The organism is Streptomyces albiaxialis (assembly GCF_039530985.1).
Classification (GTDB): domain Bacteria; phylum Actinomycetota; class Actinomycetes; order Streptomycetales; family Streptomycetaceae; genus Streptomyces; species Streptomyces albiaxialis.
In genome coordinates, this window is the sequence record NZ_BAAAPE010000013.1 from 811077 (window position 1) to 832002 (window position 20926).

The window sequence follows — 20926 nt, forward strand, 5'->3', positions numbered from 1 at the left end:
TCCTGTCGCTCCTGTCGCTCCTCGTACGTCAGCCCGCGAGCGCCTTGGAGAACGTGAACGGCTTCTGCTCGATGCTGGAGCAGGTCGGGTCGGCCTCCTTCTTCGGGCCGCCGGGGCAGGCCTTGTCGCGGGTGCCGGACCACATCGAGACCCAGCCCATGCCCTTCTTGTCGGCGAACGCCTTGACCTGCTGGGCGTCCTGCGGCGTGAAGACCTCGACCGGGACGTCGTTGACGCCGATCATCGGGGTGATCGCGACGGTCTTCCACGCCTCGGCGCCGTCCGTGATCCCGAGGGCCTTCTTGACCTGCTTCTGGGTGGCGGTGGCCGCCTTGGTGGCGTAGGTGCCCATGTCACCGTCGTAGGACGGGCCGTAGTCCATGGCCATGATGTTCACGGCGCCGACCTTCACGCCGTTCTGCTTCGCGTTCTCCAGGAGCGCGACGCCCGGCTGGGTCAGGCCCTCGGGCATCACGGGCAGGGTGTACGAGACGTCGAGGCCCTTGTGCTTCTTCTGCAGCGCCGCGACGGCCTTCGCCCGCAGCGTGTTGGCCTTGGCGTCGGGAAGGGCCGCGCCCTCGATGTCCAGGTCGATCTTCTTCAGCTTGAAGGTGTCGATGACCTTCCCGTACGCCTTCTCCAGCTCACCGGCCGACTTGCAGGCGAGGGCCAGCTCCGAGCCGTTGGCGCCGCCGAAGGAGACGCGGACGTCGCCGCCCTTCGCGCGCAGCGCGGATATCTGCTTCGCGACGGGGTTGGCCTTGAGGTCCTGCGAGCCGCCCCACTTGGGGACGCAGCCGCCGTTCGCGCTCGTCACGAAGGCGAGGTTGTAGTTCTTGACGCCGGTCTTCTCCGCGCTCTCCAGCAGGTCGTAGGAGGGCTGGAGCGAGGTGTCGACGTACGGCGCGAAGGGCGTGCCCTTCTTCGCCTCTTCGCCCGCCGTCGCGTTGCCGGCGAGCAGGAAGGCCCCGCCCGCCACGACGGCCGCCGCGGCCGTACCGCTGATCAGTTTCACCCTGCGGCTCGTACGGCGGCGGTGTCCGGCGGTGTTCGTCATCGCGCTGCTGCCTCGTTCTGTGGGGGATGGGGGAACGAGCAGCACGCTAACGGCGCCCGGAGGCCCGGATTCCCCGCTTATGCCGCGCTTAAGGAAAGGGAAGGCCCCGCTTAGGACGGCTTCGCCGGGTGCCCCTTCGGGGCGACAGCCGGGCCGGAGACGTCACAGGGACGCTCGGCGGCGACGCATGCGGTGGCCGCCTCCTCGGGGACGGCCGGCCCGCGAGGGACGCAGCGCGAGCCAGACCCTCACCTCCGTACCGCCGAGGACCGACCGTCCCAGGCGGACGTCGCCGCCCGTGGACTCCGCGACGCGCCGCACGATGTCGAGGCCGAGCCCCGTCGAGCCCGGGCCGCCGTCGCCGTGGCCCCGGCGCAGCGCGGCGTCGGGGTCGGCGATGCCGGGCCCCGCGTCGGAGACGAGGACGATCACGGCGTCCTCCCCGTTGTGCAGGTCCAGCGAGAAGGCGGTGCCCTCGGGGGTGTGCCGGAAGACGTTGCCGAGCAACGCGTCGACGGCGGCGGTGAGTTCGGCCCGGGCGACCGGCACCCGTACGGGGCTCTCGACACCCGCCACGCGCGCCTCGCGGCCCTCGTCCTCGGCGAGCGCGGACCAGAAGGCCATGCGTTCCCGGATGACCTCGGCCGCGTCCGAGGCGGTGGTCACATCGGCGCCCGGGGACTGGGCGCGCTGGGCGCGGGCGGTGCGGATGATCGTGTCGACCTCGCCCTCCAACTGCGCGACGGCTTCCCGTGTCTGCTCGGCGGCGTCGCCCTCGCCGAGCGAGGCCGCGTTCAGCCGCAGCACGGTCAGCGGGGTGCGGAGCCGGTGCGAGAGGTCGGCGGCCAGCTCGCGCTCGTTGGCGAGGAGCTGGACGACCTGGTCGGCCATCGAGTTGAACGCGACGGCCGCCGAGCGCAGTTCCGTCGGCCCCTCCTCGGGCACGCGCACGCCGAGCTTGCCCTCGCCCAGGTCGTGCGCGGCTCCCGCGAGCTGTTCGGCGGGGCGGACCATACGGGTGCCGAGCCGGTCGGCGACCGCGACCGAGCCGACGATCAGCGCGAGGCCGACGCCCGCGAGCAGCACCCAGGAGGTCGCGACCCCGTTGGTGACCTCGTCGTCGGGCACGAACACCTCGACGACGGCGACCTTGCCGCCGCTCACGGCGGTGGGCTGGAGCAGCGCGTATCCCCCGTCGACGCGGACCTTGGAGGCGCGGCCGAGGCGCTGCGCCGCCGTGAGGGCCTCGCGGGAGGCGCGGGCGCGGCCGACCTCGACGGGCGGGTGCGAGCGCTTGCCGCGCTGGACGGCGGGGACGTGGACGGCGATCCGTCCGGCGCCGCCCGCCTGGGTGCTGGCGACGGCGAACTTGAGCTGCTGCCGGTCGGTGGTGATCGCCAGGGCGGGGCCGATCGCGGAGGCCTGCCGCTCGGCGTTGGAGAACGCCCGGTCCTGCGCGGTCTCCTTGACCACGAGCGCGAGGGGGATGGCGAAGGCGACCACGACCATGACGGTCACGGCGAGGCAGACCTTCACCAGTGCCCATCTCATCGCGGCGGCTCCGCCCGTGGGGGCTCCAGCTTCACCCCGACCCCGCGCAGCGTGTGGAGATACCGCGGGCTGGCGGCCGTCTCGCCCAGCTTCCGCCGCAGCCAGGAGAGATGGACGTCGATCGTCTGATCGTCCCCGTACGACTGCTGCCACACCTCGGCCAGCAGCTCCTTGCGCGGCACGACCACGCCGGGGCGGCGCGCGAGGAAGGCGAGGAGGTCGAACTCGCGCCGGGTCAGGTCCAGGGCCGCGCCCTCCAGCTCGGCCTGGCGCCGCAGCGGGTCGATGGCGAGCCCGCCGACGCGGATCACCCGGTCTCCCCCGCCCTCGCCGGGCGCGACCGTACGGGCGCGGCGCAGCACGGCCGCCATCCGCGCGGAGAGGTGTTCGACGGAGAAGGGCTTGACGAGATAGTCGTCCGCGCCCGCGTTGAGCAGGCGGACGATCTCCGTCTCGTCGTCGCGCGCGGTCGCGATGATCACCGGTACGTCGGTGATGCCGCGCAGCATCTTCAGCGCCTCGGCGCCGTCCAGATCGGGCAGTCCGAGATCGAGGATGACCACGTCGAACCCGACCTGCGCCACCTCGCGCAGCGCCTCCAGGGCCGTGCCCACGCTCCGGACGGTATGCGCCGCGTCGGTCAGATGCCGGATCAGGGCTGACCGTACGAACTGATCGTCCTCGACCACGAGCACACTTGCCATGCGCTGAACCGTACGTCATGCCCGTGACAGCCAACACTTAAGGTACTCGGGTGCGACGAGAGCTACGCCTGCGGCTGCTGCCCGCCGGAGCCTGGACCCTGGCGACCGGCGCCGCCGTCGCGCTCTCGTGGTTCGGGGTGCACACGGTGCTCTCCGGGACGGACTACGAGCCGCCGCGCGCCCTGCCCGTCTCGGACGCGACCTCGGCCACCGCCGAGCCCCGCTCGTCCTCCACGCACCGCCCGAAGCCCTCGCCGTCCTCCTCGCCCCCGTCGCGCGAGAAGCCGCCGGAGAAGTCCTCGAAGCCGCCGGAGCCCACGCCGACGAAGAAGCCGGGGAAGAGCCGGGAGCCCTCCCGTACCCCGAAGCCGGACCCGGAGCCCGAGCCGGGTCCCGGCGACGACGGCAAGGTGAAGGGCGCCACGGTCACGGGCGGCCGGGCCGTCTTCGACATGGGCGAGAAGTCGGCGACGCTCGTCTCCGCGACGCCCAACGCGGGCTGGGACATGCGGGTCTGGGACTCCCAGACGTGGATCCGGGTCACGTTCACCAAGGGCGACTCCTCGGCGACGGTCTTCTGCCGCTGGAACGACTCGGCGCCCCGCATCGAGACCTTCAGCGACTGACCTCCGAGGCGCCGCGCGAACCACCGCCGCGCGAACCGGCCGCGCGCGAACCGGCCGTGCGCGGGGCGTCACCGAGGGGCGTACCGGCGCGCGGGCGGCGCGAGAGCAGTCGGCCGGTCACCGCGGCGGCGAGACCGGCCGCGCCCGCCGCCACGAAGCCGCCCGCCGGTACGGACAGATCCACGGCGGCCCCGACGAACGGCGTCCCGAGCGCGAACCCCGCGGCCAGCGCCGAGGACTGCAGGCCCGTCGCCTCGCCGCGCACACCGGCGGGCGCCAGCCTGCTCACCGCGTCGGCCACCGTGGAGAGGGTCGGCGCGACGAGCAGCCCCGGCACCGCGACGGCCGCGCACAGCCAGGGCCCGTCGGGGGCCAGTCCGGCGGGGAGCGTCGCCAGCCCGAGCAGGGCGAGGAGCAGCCAGGTGGGCAGCGTCCTGGAGAGCCCGCCGTACACCAGTCCGCCGACGACGGACGTCACCCCGTACACGGCCACGACCCCGGCGGCCCAGGAGACTTGGCCCGCGTCCTCGAGGACGGCGACGATGGCCAGGTCCGTGCCGCCGAGCAGCATCGTCGTGCCGAACGCCATCACCAGTACGGCGATCATGCGCGGGCCCAGCCAGGCGCGGCGCCGGGGGCGCTCCTCCGTCCCCGCCGCCGCCTCGTCCGCGCCGCGCAGGGGCGGATCGAGCAGGGCGATCCCGAGGCCGCCCGCCACGATCGCGGCGCCGACGCCCCAGGCCACCGCGCCGGGGGACGTCTGTGCCACGCAGAGGATCACGAGCGGCGGGCCCACGATGTACGAGAGCTCGCCCTGCACCGACTCCAGCGCGAACGCGGGACGGCGCTGCCCCTCCGTCGTCATCGCGGCGATGGCCTGCCGGGTCACCGGCTGGGCCGGCACCATCAGCAGCCCCGCGGCGAGGGCGGCGGCCAGCAGCGGCCCGTACGGCAGGACCGGTACGGCCAGCCAGAACGCGGCCTGCGCGGCGACGGTGACGAGCATGACGGCGCGCAGGCCGCGCCGGTCGATCATGCGCCCCAGCAGCGGTCCGCCCAGCGCCAGCCCGGTGGTCAGCGCCGCCGCGACGCCTCCGGCCGCCGCGTAACTCAGGTCCAGCTTGAGGACGACGTAGAGGGTCAGCACCATCACGTCGGCCGTGATCGCGGCACGGGCGAGGAGCGAGACGCCCAGCAGCGAGGCCATCCCCGGCACGGCGAGCACCTGTCTGTATCCGGTCACGCACGTGACGCTAGGCCTTTCCCCGCGGCATAGGAACTGGTGAATTCGCTGGGACTCGCATAATGATTGGTTATGGCCAGAGATCTGGAGACCGCGCTGCTGCGGTCGTTCGTCACCGTCGTACGGGCGGGCAGCATCAGCCGTGCCGCGTCCGCGCTCGGCCAGACGCAGCCCGCGCTCAGCCAGCAGGTGCGCAAGCTGGAGAGCGCCGTCGGCCGCCCGCTGCTCCACCGCTCGCCGTCGGGCGTCACGCTGACGCGGACGGGCGAGGAGCTGCTGCCGTACGCCGAGCGCATCCTCGCCCTGTCCGCGCAGGCGCTCAGCGAGACCGGGCGGGTGCTCACCGGCCGCTGCGGCGTCGGACTGCTGGAGGACCTCGCCGCCTCCCAGCTCCCGCAGGCCCTCGCCGACCTCGCGCGGCTGCACCCGGGCGCGACGCTGGAGGTGCTGAGCTGCTCCCGGGCCGAGATGCGGGAGGCGTACGAGGCGGGCAGGGTCCAGCTCGTGCTCGACGAGATCCCGGACGTCCCCGCGCCGCCCCGCTGGACGGTGCGCCGCCCGCTGACCTGGGCGGTCGGCGCGGGCGTGAACGTGGCCGCCGACCCGCTGCCGGTGGTGCTGTTCTCGGAGACCTGCACCTGGCGGACGTCGGCGCTCGAAGCGCTGGAACGCGCGGACCGGCCCTGGCGCGTGACGTTCGAGAGCAACAGCCTGCTCGGCATCCTGGCCGCGGTGCGGGCCGGGCTCGGCATCGCCGCGCTCATGCCCGCCAACCTCGAACCGGCCATGGCCTGCCACACCCCGGACGCCCTGCCGACGCTCCCGGACGTCGAGCTCGGCCTCGCCCGGCACCCGCGCAGCGAGGGCGACCCGCTGATCGACGCCGTGGAGACCGCGCTGCGCCGCGCGCTCTGAGGGGAGGACGGGGCGGGCGTCAGCGGAAGGTGCCCTCCGGCGGCGCCGGGGACGCCACGGCCGAGGCGTCCGTCACCGGGCGGGCCCCGCCCGTGAACGCGTCCAGCGCGCGCCCGTGCTCGACCCGTCCCGGGTGGGGGTCCGAGGCGGTGCGCCGGGTGAGTTCGGCGACGGGGGGCTCGTCGTCGCCCGCGATCAGCACGCTGTTGCCGAACCGCCGCCCTCGCAGCACGGCCGGGTCGGCGAGCAGGCACAGCTCCCCGAACTCCGCGGCGGCGGTGGCGATCTGGGCCCGCAGATGACGCAGCGGCGGCCCGTCGGCGATGTTCGCCGCGTACCAGCCGCCGGGGCGCAGCACGCGCCGTACGGCCGCGAGGAACTCCACGGTGGTGAGGTGGGCCGGGGTCCGCGCCCCGCTGAACACGTCCGCGACGACGAGGTCGGCCCAGTGGGCGGGGAGCTTGCCGAGCCCGGCCCGCGCGTCGCCCTCGCGCACCCGGATCCGCCAGCCGCGCTCCAGCGGGAGGTGCTCGCGGACGAAGCGGGTGAGTTCGCCGTCGGCCTCGACGGCCTGCTGCTCGGAGCGGGGGCGCGTACGGGCGGTGTAGCGGGCGAGGGTGAGGGCGCCGCCGCCGAGGTGCAGCACCCGCAGGGGCCTGCCGGGCGGTGCGGCGAGGTCGATGAGGTGGCCGAGCCTGCGCTGATACTCGAAGCCGAGATGGGCGGGGTCGTCGAGGTCCACGTGGGACTGCGGGGCGCCGTCGAGCAGCAGCGTCCAGCCGCGGGGGCGGTCGGGGTCGGGCAGGAGCTGCGCGAGGCCGCCCGCCACCGGCGTGCTCAGCGGTTCCCGCGCGCCGCGCCCGCCGCGCCGCCTGCCGCCGTCGCTCGCGTCCTTCGCTCTGCCTGCCACACACCCAGTATCGGGCAGGGCTAGAGCCGCCGCCCCGCGGCCTCGATGGTGCGGGCGGCCTCGCCGAGCGCGGCGCGCAGTTCGGCGGGCTCGGTGGCGTGCGTGTAGGCGCCCTCCGGCGGTACGAGCCAGCCGGTGCCCGCGACGGGCGGCTCCTGCGTGGTGCCGGGGGCGGCGTGGGCGGCGCGCGTGTAGGTCTGCGTGCAGGCGCTGCCCGGCAGGTCCCAGCCGGCCGCCGTGCCGGGCGGCACGAGGAAGCCGAGGGTGTCGCCCGCGTGGTCGTGCAGCACGGGCCCGACGCCGTCGCGCAGCCGCAGGATGTCGACGGCCTCCAGCCCGTGCCGCGCGGGCACGGTCACCAGGTCGCACGGCGCCTCGGCGGGGCCGGGCGGTCCCGCCGGCTCGGCGGTGACGGGGGTGGGGGTGGTGGTCTGCTGAGCGGTCAGGGCAGTCGGGACGGTGGCCCGGGAGCCGCTGGCGGTGATGCCTGTGCCGATGCCTACGCCGGTGTCCAACAAGGGGGACCCCTCCTCCGCGGTGTCGCTATGACCAGTTCAACGCCTGTACCTGTCAACGGCTACGGCGGCGGTGATGTGCGTTGGATGGCGGTTCATGGCAGAACCCGGGTGAGATATCCCGTTTGTAGCCAAACCTGGAGTGGGCGGTACGTCACAGCCGGTACGTTTCCGGCATGGCGTCGTCACCCTCAACGTCACCAGGTCAGCACTCCCGCCCCAACACCGCGTTCCGCGCTCTTCGGGGGCGACTCTCGCCGGGCGAATTCGCCGCGGCCGTCCGCAGGTCGGCGCGGGAAATCGGCGAACAGGTCTCCTGCGACGCGCGGTACATCGGCCGGGTCGAGGCGGGCGAGATCCGGTGCCCCAACTACGCCTACGAGCGCGTGTTCCTGCACATGTTCCCCGGGTACTCGCTCGCGGACATGGGGTTCGCTCCTCGCGAGGCCGTCCGCGGTCGCGCGGCGCGCGTTCGTGGGGCGCGCGCCGAAAGCGGAGCGCCTCCCCAGTACCCGATGCGCTACGCCGATCCCGCCCCGCCGCCCCGCCGTTCCGTTGCCCCCGACGTCCCCGACGCCGTCAGCATCGCCAACGTCACCGACATCACCGCCTTCTACGACGCCTGCGACGTCGCGGACGGTTTCGGCCACCCCGAGGACCTCGACCTCCTCGGCGACCCCGATCCCGCCGACACCGCCTGTGCCGTCGAGGCCGCCAACCACCCGTACCGGCCCGAGAGTCCCGAGAAGCACGAGGAGAGCGACGTGCTACGTCGCGCGTTCATGACGGGCGGCCCGGCCGCCCTGGCAGCCGCCTCCCTCGGCGGCGCCCTCGCGGAGGCACCGCCCGCCTCCGCCGCCGCACCCGCCCCGGCCGCGACACGCGCCGGGGACTCCGAGGCCCGCGCCGTGGAGCAGGCCGTACGCCGGATCCGGGTGCTGGACGACCGGCACGGCGGTGCCGGGCTCTACCGGCGCGCGGGCGCGTCGCTGCGCGCCGCCTACGATCTGCTCGACGCCGGGACCCGGCGCCAGTCCGTCGCCGACCGGCTGCACGCGGGCGCGGGCGAACTGGCCATCTCCGTCGGCTGGCTGGCCCACGACTCGGGCCGGTACCACGACGCCCGTTCCCACTACGCCGAGGCGCTCGCCACCGCGCGGGTCGCCGGGAACCCGGCGCTGGAGGCGCACGCCTTCTGCAACTCCGCCTTCCTGGCGCGGGACGCGGGCCGCCCCCGGGAGGCCGTGCGCGCCGCGCAGGCCGGGCAGCAGGCCGCGAAGACCTTGGGCTCGCACCAGTTGCTGTCGCTGCTCGCGCTGCGCGAGGCGGGCGGCTGGGCCGGGCTCGGCGACCGCCCCGGCTGCCAGCAGGCGCTCAGCCGGGCCCAACAGCTCTTCTCCCGGGGGACGTCGGACGCCGACCCGGAGTGGATGACGTTCTTCGGCGAGGCCGAACTGGAGGGGCTGGAGGCCCAGTGCTGGTCGGCGCTGGGCGACTGGGAGCGCGCCGCCGAGCACGCCCGCCGGGCCGTCGCGCTGCAGAACCCCCATTTCACGCGCAACAAGGCCCTGTTCACCGCGGAACTGGCGGGCGACCTCGCCGCGCAGGGGCACGCGGACGAGGCGGCGGCGGCCGGTTCGCGGGCGCTGGACTTCCTGGGGCCCGTGCAGTCCACCCGTATCAGCAGAATGCTGGAGAACGCGGCGGGGCGGCTGCGCGCCTACCGCCGCGACCCCTCGGTGGCGGGCTTCCTCGCCCGGCACGCCGCCACGGCCTGAACGCCCGTTCGGGGGCGTGCCGTTCGCGTCAGTCCAGGTGCCCGGTGTCGTTCCAGCGTTCGATCGCGGGCTCGCCGTAGGCCCAGCCGAGGATCGAGAGCGAGGCCGGGTCCAGCCGCAGGCGCGCGGCGAACGCGGGCTCGTACCCCAGCCAGCGGGCGCCGAGCACGCGCAGGATGTGGCCGTGCGCGAAGACCAGCACGTCGCGGTCGGCGGAACGCGCCCACTCGACCACCTCGTCGGCCCGCGCGGCGACGTGCTCCAGCGGCTCGCCGTCCGCCACGCCGTCGCGCCAGATGAACCAGTCGTCGCCCGCGCGCTCCCTGATCCGCGCGGGCGTCAGACCCTCGTACGCGCCGTAGTCCCACTCCATCAGCGCGTCCCAGGACGTGGCGGAGCCGAAGCCCGCCAGCTCGCAGGTCTCGCGGGCGCGGGAGAGGGGACTGGTGCGCACCTCGACGCCCGGCAGCCCGTTCCACGGCGCGCGGTGCAGCCGCTCCCCGAGCAGCTTGGCCATCCGGCGGCCCTCGTCCAGCAGCGGGACGTCGGTCCTGCCGGTGTGCTGTCCGGTCATGGACCATTCGGTCTGGCCGTGCCGGACGAGCAGGATGCGCGGTGCCATGGAAACCTCTCGAATGGTGCGGAACGTCGCTCCCGTCCATTCTCGCTCAGATGTTCACCGAGCAACCTGGTGGGGCGCCCTCGCGTCTCTTTGCTCTGCATACGCTGTACGGTCACTCGCCGTCCACCGCGTCCCACAGTGGGCCACGAGCTGCCGAGCCACCAGGAGCTTGGGAGTGCGAAGAGATGCCGACACGAGCCCGTCCCCGCTGGTGGACCGAGCTGCCGCTGATCGCCGCCGTGTACGCGCTGTACTCGGCGGGACGGCTCCTCGCGCGCGGCGACGAGACCACTGCGGTCTCCCACGGACTGGCCCTGCTCCGACTGGAGCGGCGCCTCGGGATCGACGCCGAGACCCCGCTGAACCGGGCCTTCGTGGACCATTCCTGGCTCGGCGTCCCGGCCGATTTCGCCTACGCCTCGCTCCACTTCCTCGTCACCCCCCTCGTGCTGGCCTGGCTCTTCCGCCGGCACGCCGCGCACTACCGCTTCCTGCGCACGTGGCTGACCGTCTCCACCCTGATCGGCCTGGTGGGATTCACGCTGCTGCCCACCTGTCCCCCGCGCCTCCTGGACGTCGGACACGGCTTCACCGACACGATGGCGCTCTACAGCGACTACGGCTGGTGGGGCACCGAGGCCAGCGCCCCGCGCGGACTGGGCGGGCTGACGAACCAGTTCGCCGCGATGCCCAGCCTGCACGTGGGCTGGGCACTGTGGTGCGGGGCCGCGCTGTGGCGCCTCGGGCCGCGCGCGGCGTGGTGCCGCGCGCTGGCCGTGGCGTATCCGCTCGCCACCTGCCTCACGGTGCTGGGCACCGCCAACCACTACCTCCTGGACGCGGTCGCCGGAGCCGCCGTGATGGGCCTGGGCCTGCTGCTCACGGGCCCCCTGCTGCGCTGCTCCGGAGCCGTACGCGCCCGGGTGAGCGCGGCGGTCCCGGCCCGCCGTGAGAGGGCGGCGGGCGGCCGTACGGGCGGAACACGCCGGGCCGCCGACGGCTCCCCTGAGGCCTCGGCTGTCAGCGCCGGATGCCAGACTGCGGCGGGTATCGCACCCTCCCCCGAGGCCACAGCCGATGACCCACCTTCCGGGCAGCCCCAGCGGCCCCGACAGCACGAGCAGCACGAGCAGCACGACCGCCGCGCACGCCTCCCCCGGCAGCGCGACGGCACCGCTTCCGCCGCAGGCGGCGCGGGCGACGCGGACACCGCCCCCGCGCCTCGCTGAGCTGCGCGGCGGGCCCGCCGTGCCCCCGCGCCCGCTCGACGCCCGCGCGCTGGCGGCCCTCGCCGCGAACCCCGGCTGCCGCCGCCGCGCACTGCTGGACGGCGCGGGCGTGGACAAGGGCAGGCTGGCGGAGGCCCTGGGCTCACCCGCCCCGTTCGGCCAGTCGCAGTTCGCCTTCGTCCGGGGCAACGCGTTCGAGGCCCGCGTCAAGGCCGAGGGCGGCACGGAGCTGCTCGGCCTGCTGTGCGCCCGTGCGGGCGAGGAGCCTCCCCCAAGCTCTTCGAGCAGGGAGGTACCCCCGGCCGCCGACGCCGTCGCGCTGCCCGACCTGGCCGCCGACGGCCCCGCGGGGCGCGCGGAACGGACCCGGCTGGCGCTCGACGAGGCCGCCGGGGGCGGCGCGGGCACGGGCGGCTGGACGCTGATGGACCACCCGATGCTCTCGCTGGAGGTCGCGGGCTCGACGGCGTATCTGGAGCCCGACGCGCTCGCGGTGCACCCCGACGGGCGGGTGACCGTCATCGAGATCAAGTCCTTCCCGATCCTGGACGGTTCGGCCGACCCCGCGAAGGTCGGCGCCGCCGCGCGCCAGGCCGCCGTGTACGGGCTGGCGCTGACCGCGCGCGGGCACGCCGTCCGGGACCACGCGCTGCTGGTGTGCCCCCGCGACTTCTCCAACCACCCGGCGGCCGACCTGATCGACTTCCGTAAGCAGATGGCCACTACCCGGCGCCAGTTGGCCCGGCTCACCCGGGTCGAGGAGATCGCCGCCGCACTCCCCGAGGGCACGAGCTTCGCGCCGGACCGCCCCTCGGAGGAGCTGCGCTCGGCCGTCGAGTCGGTCCCGGCGGCGTACGCGCCCGAGTGCCTGGCCACCTGCGAGCTGGCCTTCCACTGCCGCGAACGGGCGCGCGACCGGGGCGCGGTCGAGGCGCTGGGCCGCGCGGTGCGCGGCGAACTCGGCGGCCTCGCGACGGTGGACGAGGTCCTCGCCGCGTCCTCCGGCGACGCAGGCCACGACGATCCTGCGTCCGCGGCACTGCGCCGCGCGGCGGAACTCCGGGCAGAAGCGCTCCGCTCATGAGGTGGCTGCACCCGGGCTGCCCCGCTGGGTACATCGCAGTCCGCGGCTTCGCCGGTGGTCGCTCGCGCAGTTCCCCGCGCCCCTTCGGGGCGCATCCGACGGGCCCCGTCAGGGGCGCGGGGAACTGCGCGACCAGCCACGGCGGCGCCGCAGCCTGCCGCGACACCGCAAGGGGCACCGTCCAGGGGCGCGGGGAACTGCGCGAGCGGCCACAGCACAGCCGCGGGCTGCGACGCGGCGGCCGGGGCAACCCGGTGGCAGCCCCGATGCCGGTTACGGCGGAGAGGAGGAGCGGGGCATGTCGTTGATCAGCGCCCTCGCGCGCATGGAGGCGGCCGCACAAGGCCGGGCCAGCCCGATGGCGACGGTTCGCCATCGGCACTTGGCCGAACGGCCGCTCGTTCTCGTGCCGTTGACGACGGCCGGCGAGACCGGCGCCCCGCTGGGCGCCATGGTGGGGACGGATCCGGAGAAGCCCGAGCTGTTCACCGTGGCGCAGCCGCGCGACCGCGATCTGCGGTTCGCGTTCCTCGCCCGGCTCGCCGACGCGACGCTCCCGCACCTGGAGTCCTGCCAGGACGAGGTCGAGCTGGTCGAGCGCAAGGAGACCGACCCCGAGTCCGGCAAGCGGGTGACCGTCCAGGCGGAGCTGTGCGCGGACGCGCCCCAGGTGCTCGTGCCGAGCGCGCCGGGCGTCGGCTTCGTACGGCTGCTGGGCCGCTCGATGCGGTTCCGCCGTACGGCGGAGGAGGCGCCCGACGAGGCGTACCCCGCGCCGCCCCGGGTCCCCCTGCTGGGCCGCTGGCTGACGCACTACGCCGAGCGCGCCCGCGTCCCCGGCTCCTCCCTGCTGCTGCCCATGACGGGGCTGCTGGCCCGGCACTGGGCGACGGGCCAGAGCCATCTGGAGGACCAGCACCTGGGCGCGCTGCTCGCCTGGATAGCGCCGCCGGAGGGCATGAGCGGCAAGGACGCGGCGCTCCACGCCGAGCTGGCGCGCGACGCGGCGGGCCAGCTCCTGCGCCCGCCCGCGGGGCCCGCCACCGACCCGGCGTTCGACAACCGGCTGCTGGCCCCTGCCGTCGCGCGGTACGACGCGAAGGTCCCGGGCGCGGCCGAGGAGCTGGAGGCGCTGATCGCCTCCCAGCTCCGGCCGGCCTGGGACGCGGTGTGGCAGGGCGTCGAGCTGCTGCGGGCCCTGCCGGAGGGCGAGCACGTGCCCGACCGCTGGCGCCGCGACCGGCAGTCGTACACCCACCACCGCGACCGGCTGCGCGCGGGCGAGCCCCCGCAGCCGCGCCGGGACGACGCGGTGACGGCGGCGCGCAAGCTCGCCATGCGCGAGCAGCGGCAGGCCGAGCTGGACGCGCAGGAGGCGCTCGACGATCCGCTGGTGATGGCGGCGCGGCGGCTCGCGGGCGAGGCGTTCACGGCCGAGGTCACGGACGTCGAGATGGCGTACTCGGACGGGAAGCGGCCCACCCCGCGCCCCCTCGTCACGGTCCGTACCGAGGACGCGCCGCTGCTCACGGAGGGCGCCAAGGTCCACCGCGCGCTGCCGGGCGGGGGCCAGCAGCAGGCCGGGGTGGCGGACGAGCCGGAGCCCGGCGTCCTGGTGCTGCGCCTCATGAACGGGATGGGGCGCGGCAAGGAGCCCGCGCCCGGCACCGTGCCCGAGCCCGGCGACCGGCTGTGCTGGACCCTCTTCGAGCACGCGCCGCGCGGCGGTCCGGGGCTGCCCGACCCGGAGGACACCCCCTGGACGCACGGCGGCCCGCCCGGCGAGGCGGCGATGACGACGCCCGAGGCGCCCGACCCCGTGACCGAGGAGGACACGCTGTGACGGCCGTGACGGAGCCGGAAGCGGCCCAGGGCCCCGGGGAGGCCGCGGCGCGGGCCACCGAGGCGATCCTGCGCGACACGCTGGAGGGCGCCCACCGGGGCGTCGTGGTCGACTCGCCGCCCGGCGCGGGCAAGTCCACGCTCGTGGTCCGCGCGGCCCGCGAGCTGGCCGCCTCGGGGCATCCCCTGATGGTGATCGCGCAGACGAACGCGCAGGTGGACGACCTGGTCGACCGCATCGCGACCGCCGACCCCGAGCTGCCGGTGGGGCGGCTGCACAGCAGCGACGCGCAGCCGTACGACCCGGTGCTCGACGGGCACCCCTCGGTGCGTACGTCCGCGAAGCCGGCCGACCTGGCGGGCCTGGACATCGTGGTCTCGACCGCGGCGAAGTGGGCGTGGGTCAAGCCAGGGGACCCGTGGCGCTACGCGATCGTGGACGAGGCGTACCAGATGCGTTCGGACGCGCTGCTCGCCGTCGCGGGGCTCTTCGAGCGGGCCCTGTTCGTGGGCGACCCGGGGCAGCTCGACCCGTTCAGCCAGGTGGGGGCCGAGCAGTGGGCGGGGCTGTCGTACGACCCGTCGGCGAGCGCCGTGAGCGCCCTGCTGTCGCACAACCCGGGCCTGCCCCAGCACCGGCTGCCCGTCTCCTGGCGGCTCCCCGCCTCGGCGGCGCCACTGGTCTCCGGCGCCTTCTACCCGTACACGCCGTTCCGCAGCGGCACCGGCCCCGGCGACCGGACCCTCGCCTTCGCGGCGCCCTCCGACGGCTCCCCCGCCGACCGGGTGCTGGACGAGGCGGCGGAGGCGGGCTGGGGCCTGCTGGAGCTGCCCGCGCGGCCCACACCGCGCACCGACCCGGAGGCGGTGGCGGCGGTCGCGGAGGTCGTACGGCGGATGCTGGAGCGCGAGGGCGCGGCGGTGAGCGAGCGGAGCGAGGAGCCGGTGCCGCTGACGGCGGCGCGGGTGGCGGTCGGCACGGCGCACCGGGACCAGGCGGCGGCCGTACGGGCGGAGCTGGCGGCGCGGGGCGTGGAGGGCGTCACCGTGGACACGGCCAACCGTCTCCAGGGACGGGAGTTCGACGTGACGGTGGTGCTGCACCCGCTGTCGGGGCGGCCGGACGCGACGGAGTTCCATCTGGAGACGGGGCGGCTGTGCGTGCTGGCCTCGCGGCACCGGCACGCGTGCGTGGTGGTGTGCCGCGCGGGCGTCGCGGAGCTGCTCGACGACCACCCCTCGACGGAGCCGGTCCAGCTCGGGGTCACGCTGCGCTCGCCGGACGGCTGGGAGGCCCACCAGTCCGTTCTCGCACACCTGTCCGAGCATGCCGTGCGCGTGCCGTAGCGCGGCCGGGCCCAGGGCGCACAATGGAGGGCGGCCCTCAACCCTGGAGGTATCTGTATGTCCGAGCCGCAACCGGCTCCCGGCGAGGCACCGCGTCACCGCCGTCCGGCTCCGCTGCTGTTCGAGCCCTCCGAGGCCCAGCCGGACGACGAGCACTTCTTCGGCCTGGAGTCGCTGGCGGACCCCCGCGAGCTGCTGGAGCGCTCCACCGAGCTGGTGCTGGCGTTCCGCGCGGCCGCCGACCGCGCGCAGGAGTACCAGGCGGTCGCGGCGGCCCAGCTCGCCGACCCCCGGCGCTTCGACCGGCTGACGGAGGCCGAGCTCGCCGAGCGGGGGCGGTGGACGGAGGACTACGCACGCAAGATGGTCGAGTTCGGCCGGGACCTGATCAAGGACCGCGCCCCGGAGGAGCAGCCTCCGCCCAAGACCTGAGCGGGTCCGCGCAGGTGGAGGCCGGGTCCGGGCGATATTCGATTTTTGCTGGAGCCGGTGGTGGTGCTAAGGTCTACGACGTCAGCAGGCGCCGTTAGCTCAGTTGGTTAGAGCAGCTGACTCTTAATCAGCGGGTCCGGGGTTCGAGTCCCTGACGGCGTACAGACAGAGTGAAGGCCTTCCGCGGAAGCGGAGGGCCTTCACTCGTTTCCGGCCGGCCCCGGCCGTTCCCGGTCAGCCCCGGCCAGCCCCCGTCAGCCTCGGGTGATCTTCACGTCCCAGCCCCCGTCGCCCGTGCGCCCCGTGACCTCGACCCGTACGGCGTCCCGCTCCAGGGAGAGGCTCTCGCCCACGCCGAGCGGCGCGTCGGCGAGCGGCGGGTGCACCGAGGTGCCGGCGCAGGCGCTGGTCCGGGGATGGCCGTCCAGCACCTCGACGGGCCCCTCCGTCGAGGCCGTGTCGCCGCGCACGCGGTAGAGCAGCACTCCCTCGGAGCACAGGCCCCGGTCGTTGCCCCGGTCGCCGCGCGCCTCGATGGCCAGGGCCTCGTTCTCGCCCGTACGCACCACCGCGAGCCGGGTGCCGTCGGCGCCCCGGCTGCCGTCCCGCGAGGGGGCGCTCAGGGTGCGGAGGGTGTGCATGGTGGTGCCCGGCGCGTCGGAGACGCAGTCGACGCTCTCCTCGTCCAGCCAGCCGAGCTTCCACTTGTGCCAGCCGAAGGGCTCGGGCGCGAGTCCGAACTGGCTGCCCATGAGGTCCCAGTCCCCCACCCGCGTGTCCCAGTCGGCCTTGCCGTCGGACGGGCGCTCGTAGAGGTCCGGCAGGTCGAAGACGTGTCCGGTCTCGTGCGCGAGGACGTGCCTGTCGGGCGGGCTCTGCTCGAAGACGGTGACCAGGCGGCGCACCTGGGTGCCGTCGACCTCGATGGGCTCGTCGAAGTTGACCACCTTCGTCGCGTCGGAGTTCACGCCCGGGGCGTCGGGGTCGGCGATCAGGTAGACGACGTCGTAGCGGGAGAAGTCCACATAGCGGTCGGCGGCGGTGACGGCATCGCGCATGTAGGCCGTACGCAGCCCGGAGTCCCAGTCGCGCTGTATCCCGTACGCCTCCGACGTGGTCGGCATCTCGATCCAGCGGTCCACGGGGTGGGGCCGGAGGGTGAGCTTTCCGTACGAGGCGCGGCGGAAGAAGTCGGTCGTGGCGGGGAAATGGTCGGCCGCTAGCTCGTCAGGGGTGGCCATAGGGGGCGCATCGGGGAAAGAAAGAAAGAGAAGGGCAGCGTCGAGCGTCCTGTCGGGGCGTGGATAGGAGGCATTCCAGGTGTCCAAACCCAGCGAGTGGTGCGCATCGGTGCGCGGCAGAGCGCACGACACGGACGCCGCCACAGATTTCATGGGCCCGGCGAACAGCGCCATGCCCATGAACGCGGTGAGGGCGGTGAGTACTGCGGCCAGCCGGTGGAGCCCACCCGGGCCCCACGGCCCCGCGCGACGGCTACGGCGCCACGCGGCCACCCCCTCGGGTATATGCGGCTGCGGCACGTCTCGACCTCACCGGATCAGGAATGCGGACCTTCCCCACACTGTCCCCATTCGGGGCGATTTGCACCGTTCCGGTAGGCCGGTCGAGTCAACCACAATATGACTACTCTTCGTAATGCTCGGTCGTAAGCGGTCACGGCGCTTTCAGCCCCGGTGCAGAAACGGTCACCCGCGTGCCCGTTGCCCCGGGGCCGGCGGGGAGGCGCTCGGAACCGACAGCGGAGACACTGGCTCCGCTCTTGCGCCAACCTCTATGATCGGCACATTTCCAGCGCGGATCCCTCCCGGGCTGCCCCCTGGCAGCCACCGGAGCGGTCCGCACGAGACGAGCCCCCCGCGGAGCGATCGGTGAACGGACCCCTCGAAGGACCGGGCAAGAACTCCGGCGACACCATCGGAACGCAACCGCAAACCATCACGGAAAGTAATCACAAGCGCTGGCGACGGCGAGTGCCGGGCGCACACGGCGAGCAGAGCGACTTCCGGGCGGCGTTCAACGCGGCACAGCTCGCCATGGCCATCGTCGACCGGGATGGCAGGGTGCTCACGGCCAACCGCGCGCTGGCCGCGCTCCTGGGCGCCGACCCGCGCAGGCTGGTCGCCCGCCCCATCGCGGAGCTGGCCGGGCTCGGCCTCGACGGCCGCGTCCGCAGCGCGTACCACGAGGCGCTCCAGGGCCGCACCGACCGGATGTCCTGCACCCGGCGACTGAAACACGCGGACGGCCACACGCTCTGGGCGGAGATCACCGTGACCCCCACGGCGCGCGGCGGCGAGGCGCTGCTGTCCATCGCGGACATCAGCGAGCGCCGCGACCTCCAGGAGCGGCTGCGCCATCTCCAGATGCACGACCCGGTGACGCGGCTCCCCAACCGCACGCTCTTCTTCGAGCGGCTGGCGACCGCGCTCTCCGACTCGGCCACCGGCAGAACGGGCATCTGCTACGTCGATCTCGACGGCTTCAAGGCGATCAACGACACCCTGGGCCACCGGGTCGGCGACACCCTGCTCGACGCGGTCGCGCAGCGCCTGACGCGGTGCGCCGAGGACGCCGGGTCCGTGGAGTGCGGCGGGCACCTGGTGGCGCGGCTGGGCGGCGACGAGTTCGCGCTGCTCGTCGAGTCGTCCACCGGCACCGAGCAGCTCACGGCGCTCGCGCAGTCGGTGCTCGCGGCGCTCCAGCGCCCGTTCGACCTCGCGGGCCAGCGGCTCGCGGTCTCGGCCAGCATCGGCGTCGTCGAGCGCGAGACCGAGGGCACCAGCCCGACGGAGCTGATGCAGGCCGCCGACACCACGCTGTACTGGGCGAAGGCCGACGGCAAGGCGCGCTGGACGCTCTTCGACCCCGAGCGGAACGCGCACCGGATGACCCGGCAGGCGCTCTCCAGCACCCTGCGACGGGCGGTGGAGCGCGGCGAGTTCGTGCTGGAGTACCAGCCGATCGTGGGCTTCGCCGACGACGCGATGCGCGGGGTCGAGGCCCTGGTCCGCTGGAAGCACCCGCGCTTCGGGATGCTCAGCCCCGACCGCTTCATCGGGCTGGCCGAGGAGAACGGGGCGATCGTGCCGCTCGGCCGCTGGGTCCTTGCGGAATCGTGCCGCCAGGCCGTGCGGTGGATGCGGGAACACCCGGGGCCGCCGCTCTATGTGAGCGTCAACGTGGCCGTGCGGCAGGTGTGGGACTCCGACCTCGTCCAGGACGTCGCGGACATCCTGGAGGAGACGGGCCTGCCGGCCGGGCTGCTCCAGCTCGAACTGACCGAGTCGGCCGTGATGGGCTCGGCGGGCCGCCCCCTCCAGGCGCTCCAGGCGCTCTCCGAGACGGGCGTCCGTATCGCGATCGACGACTTCGGTACGGGCTACTCCAACCTCGCCTATCTCAGCCGCCTGCCGGTGCGCGCGCTGAAGCTGGACGGCACGTTCGTCCGCGGCTTCCGCACGGCCCGGCACCAGAACCCGGCGGACGAGACGATCGTGACGGCCCTGGTCCAGCTCGCGCACAAGCTGGGGCTGACGGTCACGGCCGAGTGCGTCGAGGGTCCGGCCCAGGCCGAGCGGCTCCGCCGGATCGGCTGCGACACGGGCCAGGGCTGGCACTACGCCAAGCCGATGGAGGCCGACCGGATCTCGGACCTGCTCTCCTCTTACCGCGGGGCCCAGTCCGCGTAAGGGGGCCCCGCCGGTCCCGGGGGCGGGGTCCGCCCTGCCCTCGCGTGTGCGCTGCCGGGTGCGACACCTCGTGGCCGAGCGCGCATTCCCCGCGCCCCTGACGGGGCACGTTCGATGCGCCCTGAAAGGGGCGCGGGGAACTGCGCGACAAGCCACAGCGGCGTCGCACTCGGCAGCGGCGAGGCAGGGGCAGGCTCTGGGCCGCCCTCTCCTCAGAGGTCGTACGCCTCGGAGATCAGCTCGTACGAGCGGACCCGGGCGGAGGGGCTGTGCGCCTGGGCGGTCAGCATCAGCTCATCCGCACCGGTCCGCTTGACCAGGGCGTCGAGCCCCTCGCGGACCGCACTCGGCGTGCCGTAGGTGACGTTCGCCAGCCAGCTCTCGACGAACTCCCGCTCGGCGGAGCTGAAGGGGTACGCCTCGGCCTCCTCCGGAGTGGGGACCAGCCCGGGACGGCCGGTCCGCAGCCGCAGCATGCTCAGCGCGCCCGTCAGCACCTGGCGGCGCGCCTCCTTCTCGTCCTCGGCGGCGAGCGCGGAGGCGCCGATCAGCGCGTACGGCGCGTCCAGCACGGACGAGGGGCGGAACGTCTCGCGGTACAGCTCCAGGGCCGGGATCGTGTTGGCCGCGGAGAAGTGGTGCGCGAAGGCGAACGGCAGGCCGAGCTGCCCCGCGAGCTGCGCGCTGAACCCGGAGGAGCCCAGCAGCCAGATCGGCGGCCGGCCCTGCTTCTCGCCCTGCACCTTGCCGGGGACCGCGTGGATACGGGCGTACCGGTGGCCGTCGGGGAAGTCGTCGTCCAGGAAGCGGGTCAGCTCCGCGAGCTGCTGGGGGAAGTCCTCGGCGCCCTCGCGCAGCCGCTCGGTGCGCCGCAGGGCCGCGGCCGTCGCGCCGTCCGTTCCGGGCGCGCGGCCGAGGCCCAGGTCGACGCGGCCGGGGGCCAGCGCCTCCAGCGTGCCGAACTGCTCGGCGATCACCAGGGGCGCGTGGTTGGGCAGCATGACGCCGCCGGAGCCCAGCCGGACGCGCTCGGTGTGCGCGGCGAGGTGGGCGAGGATCACGGCGGGGGACGAGCTGGCGACGCCGGGCATCGAGTGGTGCTCGGCCACCCAGTACCGCGTGAAGCCCTTGCGCTCGGCGAGGCCCGCGAGCTCCACGGATGCCTTGAGGGCGTCCGTGGCGGTGAAGCCCTCGCCCACTGTCGCCAGGTCCAGGACGGAGAGGGGCACGGGGGCCGTTCCCCTGGCCTCGCCTCGTATGGGGTCGTTCACTGGTCGGCCTCGCCCTTCTCTCGCCGTCGGTCGTACGAGAGAGGTCAACGCGTCGGGGGCCGTTCCTCTTCCCGGAACGGCCCCCTCTGC

General features: G+C 74.4%; 16 protein-coding genes, 1 tRNA gene and 1 pseudogene. 9 read left to right on the forward strand and 9 right to left on the reverse strand.

Annotation, left to right across the window (positions count from 1 at the left end):
* Positions 1-28: 28 nt before the first annotated feature.
* From ABD343_RS27205 to ABD343_RS27215, 3 genes and pseudogenes are all read right to left on the reverse strand, one after another.
* A pseudogene (locus ABD343_RS27205) lies at positions 29-955 on the reverse strand (chitinase); the annotation flags it as partial.
* A gap of 264 nt (positions 956-1219) precedes the next feature.
* A complete protein-coding gene (locus ABD343_RS27210) occupies positions 1220-2608 on the reverse strand; it encodes a HAMP domain-containing sensor histidine kinase (protein WP_344531965.1) in 1389 nt (462 codons plus the stop codon).
* Positions 2605-3312, reverse strand: a complete 708-nt coding sequence (locus ABD343_RS27215) for a response regulator transcription factor (RefSeq protein ID WP_344531966.1) — start codon at positions 3310-3312, stop codon at positions 2605-2607. Before ABD343_RS27215 ends, ABD343_RS27210 begins: the two co-directional genes overlap by 4 nt.
* Before the next feature lie 50 nt (positions 3313-3362).
* On the opposite strand from ABD343_RS27215, the gene ABD343_RS27220 reads away from it, so the two are divergent.
* On the forward strand, positions 3363-3938 hold the full coding sequence (locus ABD343_RS27220) for a hypothetical protein (protein ID WP_344531967.1): 576 nt from the start codon (positions 3363-3365) through the stop codon (positions 3936-3938).
* Here the strand turns inward: ABD343_RS27220 and ABD343_RS27225 are convergent.
* Positions 3928-5181, reverse strand: coding sequence for an MFS transporter (locus tag ABD343_RS27225; RefSeq protein WP_344531968.1), 1254 nt, complete (start codon positions 5179-5181; stop codon positions 3928-3930). The genes ABD343_RS27220 and ABD343_RS27225 overlap by 11 nt on opposite strands.
* Positions 5182-5253: 72 nt before the next feature.
* Between ABD343_RS27225 and ABD343_RS27230 the strand changes: the two genes are divergently transcribed.
* Positions 5254-6096 carry a LysR family transcriptional regulator gene (locus ABD343_RS27230; protein WP_344531969.1) on the forward strand — a complete coding sequence of 281 codons (843 nt, stop codon included), beginning with the start codon at positions 5254-5256 and terminating at the stop codon, positions 6094-6096.
* 19 nt (positions 6097-6115) lie between these two features.
* Here the strand turns inward: ABD343_RS27230 and ABD343_RS27235 are convergent, their stop codons facing one another.
* Positions 6116-7006 (reverse strand): spermidine synthase, encoded by an 891-nt coding sequence (locus ABD343_RS27235; protein ID WP_344531970.1) that lies wholly within the window; start codon positions 7004-7006, stop codon positions 6116-6118.
* Positions 7007-7026: 20 nt separating this feature from the next.
* Positions 7027-7521, reverse strand: coding sequence for a hypothetical protein (locus ABD343_RS27240; RefSeq protein ID WP_344531971.1), 495 nt, complete (start codon positions 7519-7521; stop codon positions 7027-7029).
* Between the two features lie 176 nt (positions 7522-7697).
* Here ABD343_RS27240 and ABD343_RS27245 point away from each other — a divergent pair, with 176 nt between their 5' ends.
* A complete protein-coding gene (locus ABD343_RS27245) occupies positions 7698-9299 on the forward strand; it encodes an NsdA family TPR-like regulatory protein (RefSeq protein ID WP_344531972.1) in 1602 nt (533 codons plus the stop codon).
* Positions 9300-9327: 28 nt separating this feature from the next.
* Here ABD343_RS27245 and ABD343_RS27250 read toward each other — a convergent pair whose 3' ends face one another.
* Positions 9328-9921, reverse strand: a complete 594-nt coding sequence (locus ABD343_RS27250; protein WP_344531973.1) for a histidine phosphatase family protein — start codon at positions 9919-9921, stop codon at positions 9328-9330.
* A 185-nt stretch (positions 9922-10106) separates the two neighbouring features.
* Here ABD343_RS27250 and ABD343_RS27255 point away from each other — a divergent pair, with 185 nt between their 5' ends.
* From ABD343_RS27255 to ABD343_RS27280, 5 genes are all read left to right on the forward strand, one after another.
* Positions 10107-11150 carry a phosphatase PAP2 family protein gene (locus ABD343_RS27255; protein WP_344531974.1) on the forward strand — a complete coding sequence of 348 codons (1044 nt, stop codon included), beginning with the start codon at positions 10107-10109 and terminating at the stop codon, positions 11148-11150.
* Positions 11151-12532: 1382 nt separating this feature from the next.
* On the forward strand, positions 12533-14077 hold the full coding sequence (locus tag ABD343_RS27265) for a hypothetical protein (RefSeq protein ID WP_344531975.1): 1545 nt from the start codon (positions 12533-12535) through the stop codon (positions 14075-14077).
* Positions 14074-15423 (forward strand): AAA family ATPase, encoded by a 1350-nt coding sequence (locus ABD343_RS27270; protein WP_344531976.1) that lies wholly within the window; start codon positions 14074-14076, stop codon positions 15421-15423. The genes ABD343_RS27265 and ABD343_RS27270 overlap by 4 nt, the downstream gene beginning before the upstream one ends.
* Before the next feature lie 57 nt (positions 15424-15480).
* Positions 15481-15855 (forward strand): hypothetical protein, encoded by a 375-nt coding sequence (locus tag ABD343_RS27275; protein WP_344531977.1) that lies wholly within the window; start codon positions 15481-15483, stop codon positions 15853-15855.
* Between the two features lie 88 nt (positions 15856-15943).
* Positions 15944-16017, forward strand: a tRNA-Lys gene (locus tag ABD343_RS27280).
* Positions 16018-16109: 92 nt separating this feature from the next.
* Here ABD343_RS27280 and ABD343_RS27285 read toward each other — a convergent pair.
* The gene (locus ABD343_RS27285; RefSeq protein WP_425578280.1) at positions 16110-17369 is read right to left on the reverse strand and encodes a M6 family metalloprotease domain-containing protein; all 1260 of its coding nucleotides are present in this window, start codon (positions 17367-17369) and stop codon (positions 16110-16112) included.
* A gap of 375 nt (positions 17370-17744) precedes the next feature.
* Here ABD343_RS27285 and ABD343_RS27290 point away from each other — a divergent pair, with 375 nt between their 5' ends.
* Positions 17745-19565: a putative bifunctional diguanylate cyclase/phosphodiesterase gene (locus ABD343_RS27290; protein WP_425578281.1), complete on the forward strand. Its 1821-nt coding sequence runs from the start codon at positions 17745-17747 to the stop codon at positions 19563-19565.
* A gap of 212 nt (positions 19566-19777) precedes the next feature.
* Here ABD343_RS27290 and ABD343_RS27295 read toward each other — a convergent pair whose 3' ends face one another.
* The gene (locus ABD343_RS27295) at positions 19778-20836 is read right to left on the reverse strand and encodes an LLM class flavin-dependent oxidoreductase (protein WP_344531980.1); all 1059 of its coding nucleotides are present in this window, start codon (positions 20834-20836) and stop codon (positions 19778-19780) included.
* Between the last annotated feature and the right edge of the window lie 90 nt (positions 20837-20926).

What these genes read in the sequence shown, in the direction of transcription:
- ABD343_RS27245 (WP_344531972.1), top strand. Translation starts at nt 7,698, where the DNA reads ATGGCGTCGTCACCCTCAACGTCACCAGGTCAGCACTCCCGCCCCAAC.
- ABD343_RS27275 (WP_344531977.1), top strand. Translation starts at nt 15,481, where the DNA reads ATGTCCGAGCCGCAACCGGCTCCCGGCGAGGCACCGCGTCACCGCCGT.
- ABD343_RS27265 (WP_344531975.1), top strand. Translation starts at nt 12,533, where the DNA reads ATGTCGTTGATCAGCGCCCTCGCGCGCATGGAGGCGGCCGCACAAGGC.
- ABD343_RS27250 (WP_344531973.1), bottom strand. Translation starts at nt 9,921, where the DNA reads ATGGCACCGCGCATCCTGCTCGTCCGGCACGGCCAGACCGAATGGTCC.
- ABD343_RS27255 (WP_344531974.1), top strand. Translation starts at nt 10,107, where the DNA reads ATGCCGACACGAGCCCGTCCCCGCTGGTGGACCGAGCTGCCGCTGATC.
- ABD343_RS27215 (WP_344531966.1), bottom strand. Translation starts at nt 3,312, where the DNA reads ATGGCAAGTGTGCTCGTGGTCGAGGACGATCAGTTCGTACGGTCAGCC.
- ABD343_RS27230 (WP_344531969.1), top strand. Translation starts at nt 5,254, where the DNA reads ATGGCCAGAGATCTGGAGACCGCGCTGCTGCGGTCGTTCGTCACCGTC.
- ABD343_RS27210 (WP_344531965.1), bottom strand. Translation starts at nt 2,608, where the DNA reads ATGAGATGGGCACTGGTGAAGGTCTGCCTCGCCGTGACCGTCATGGTC.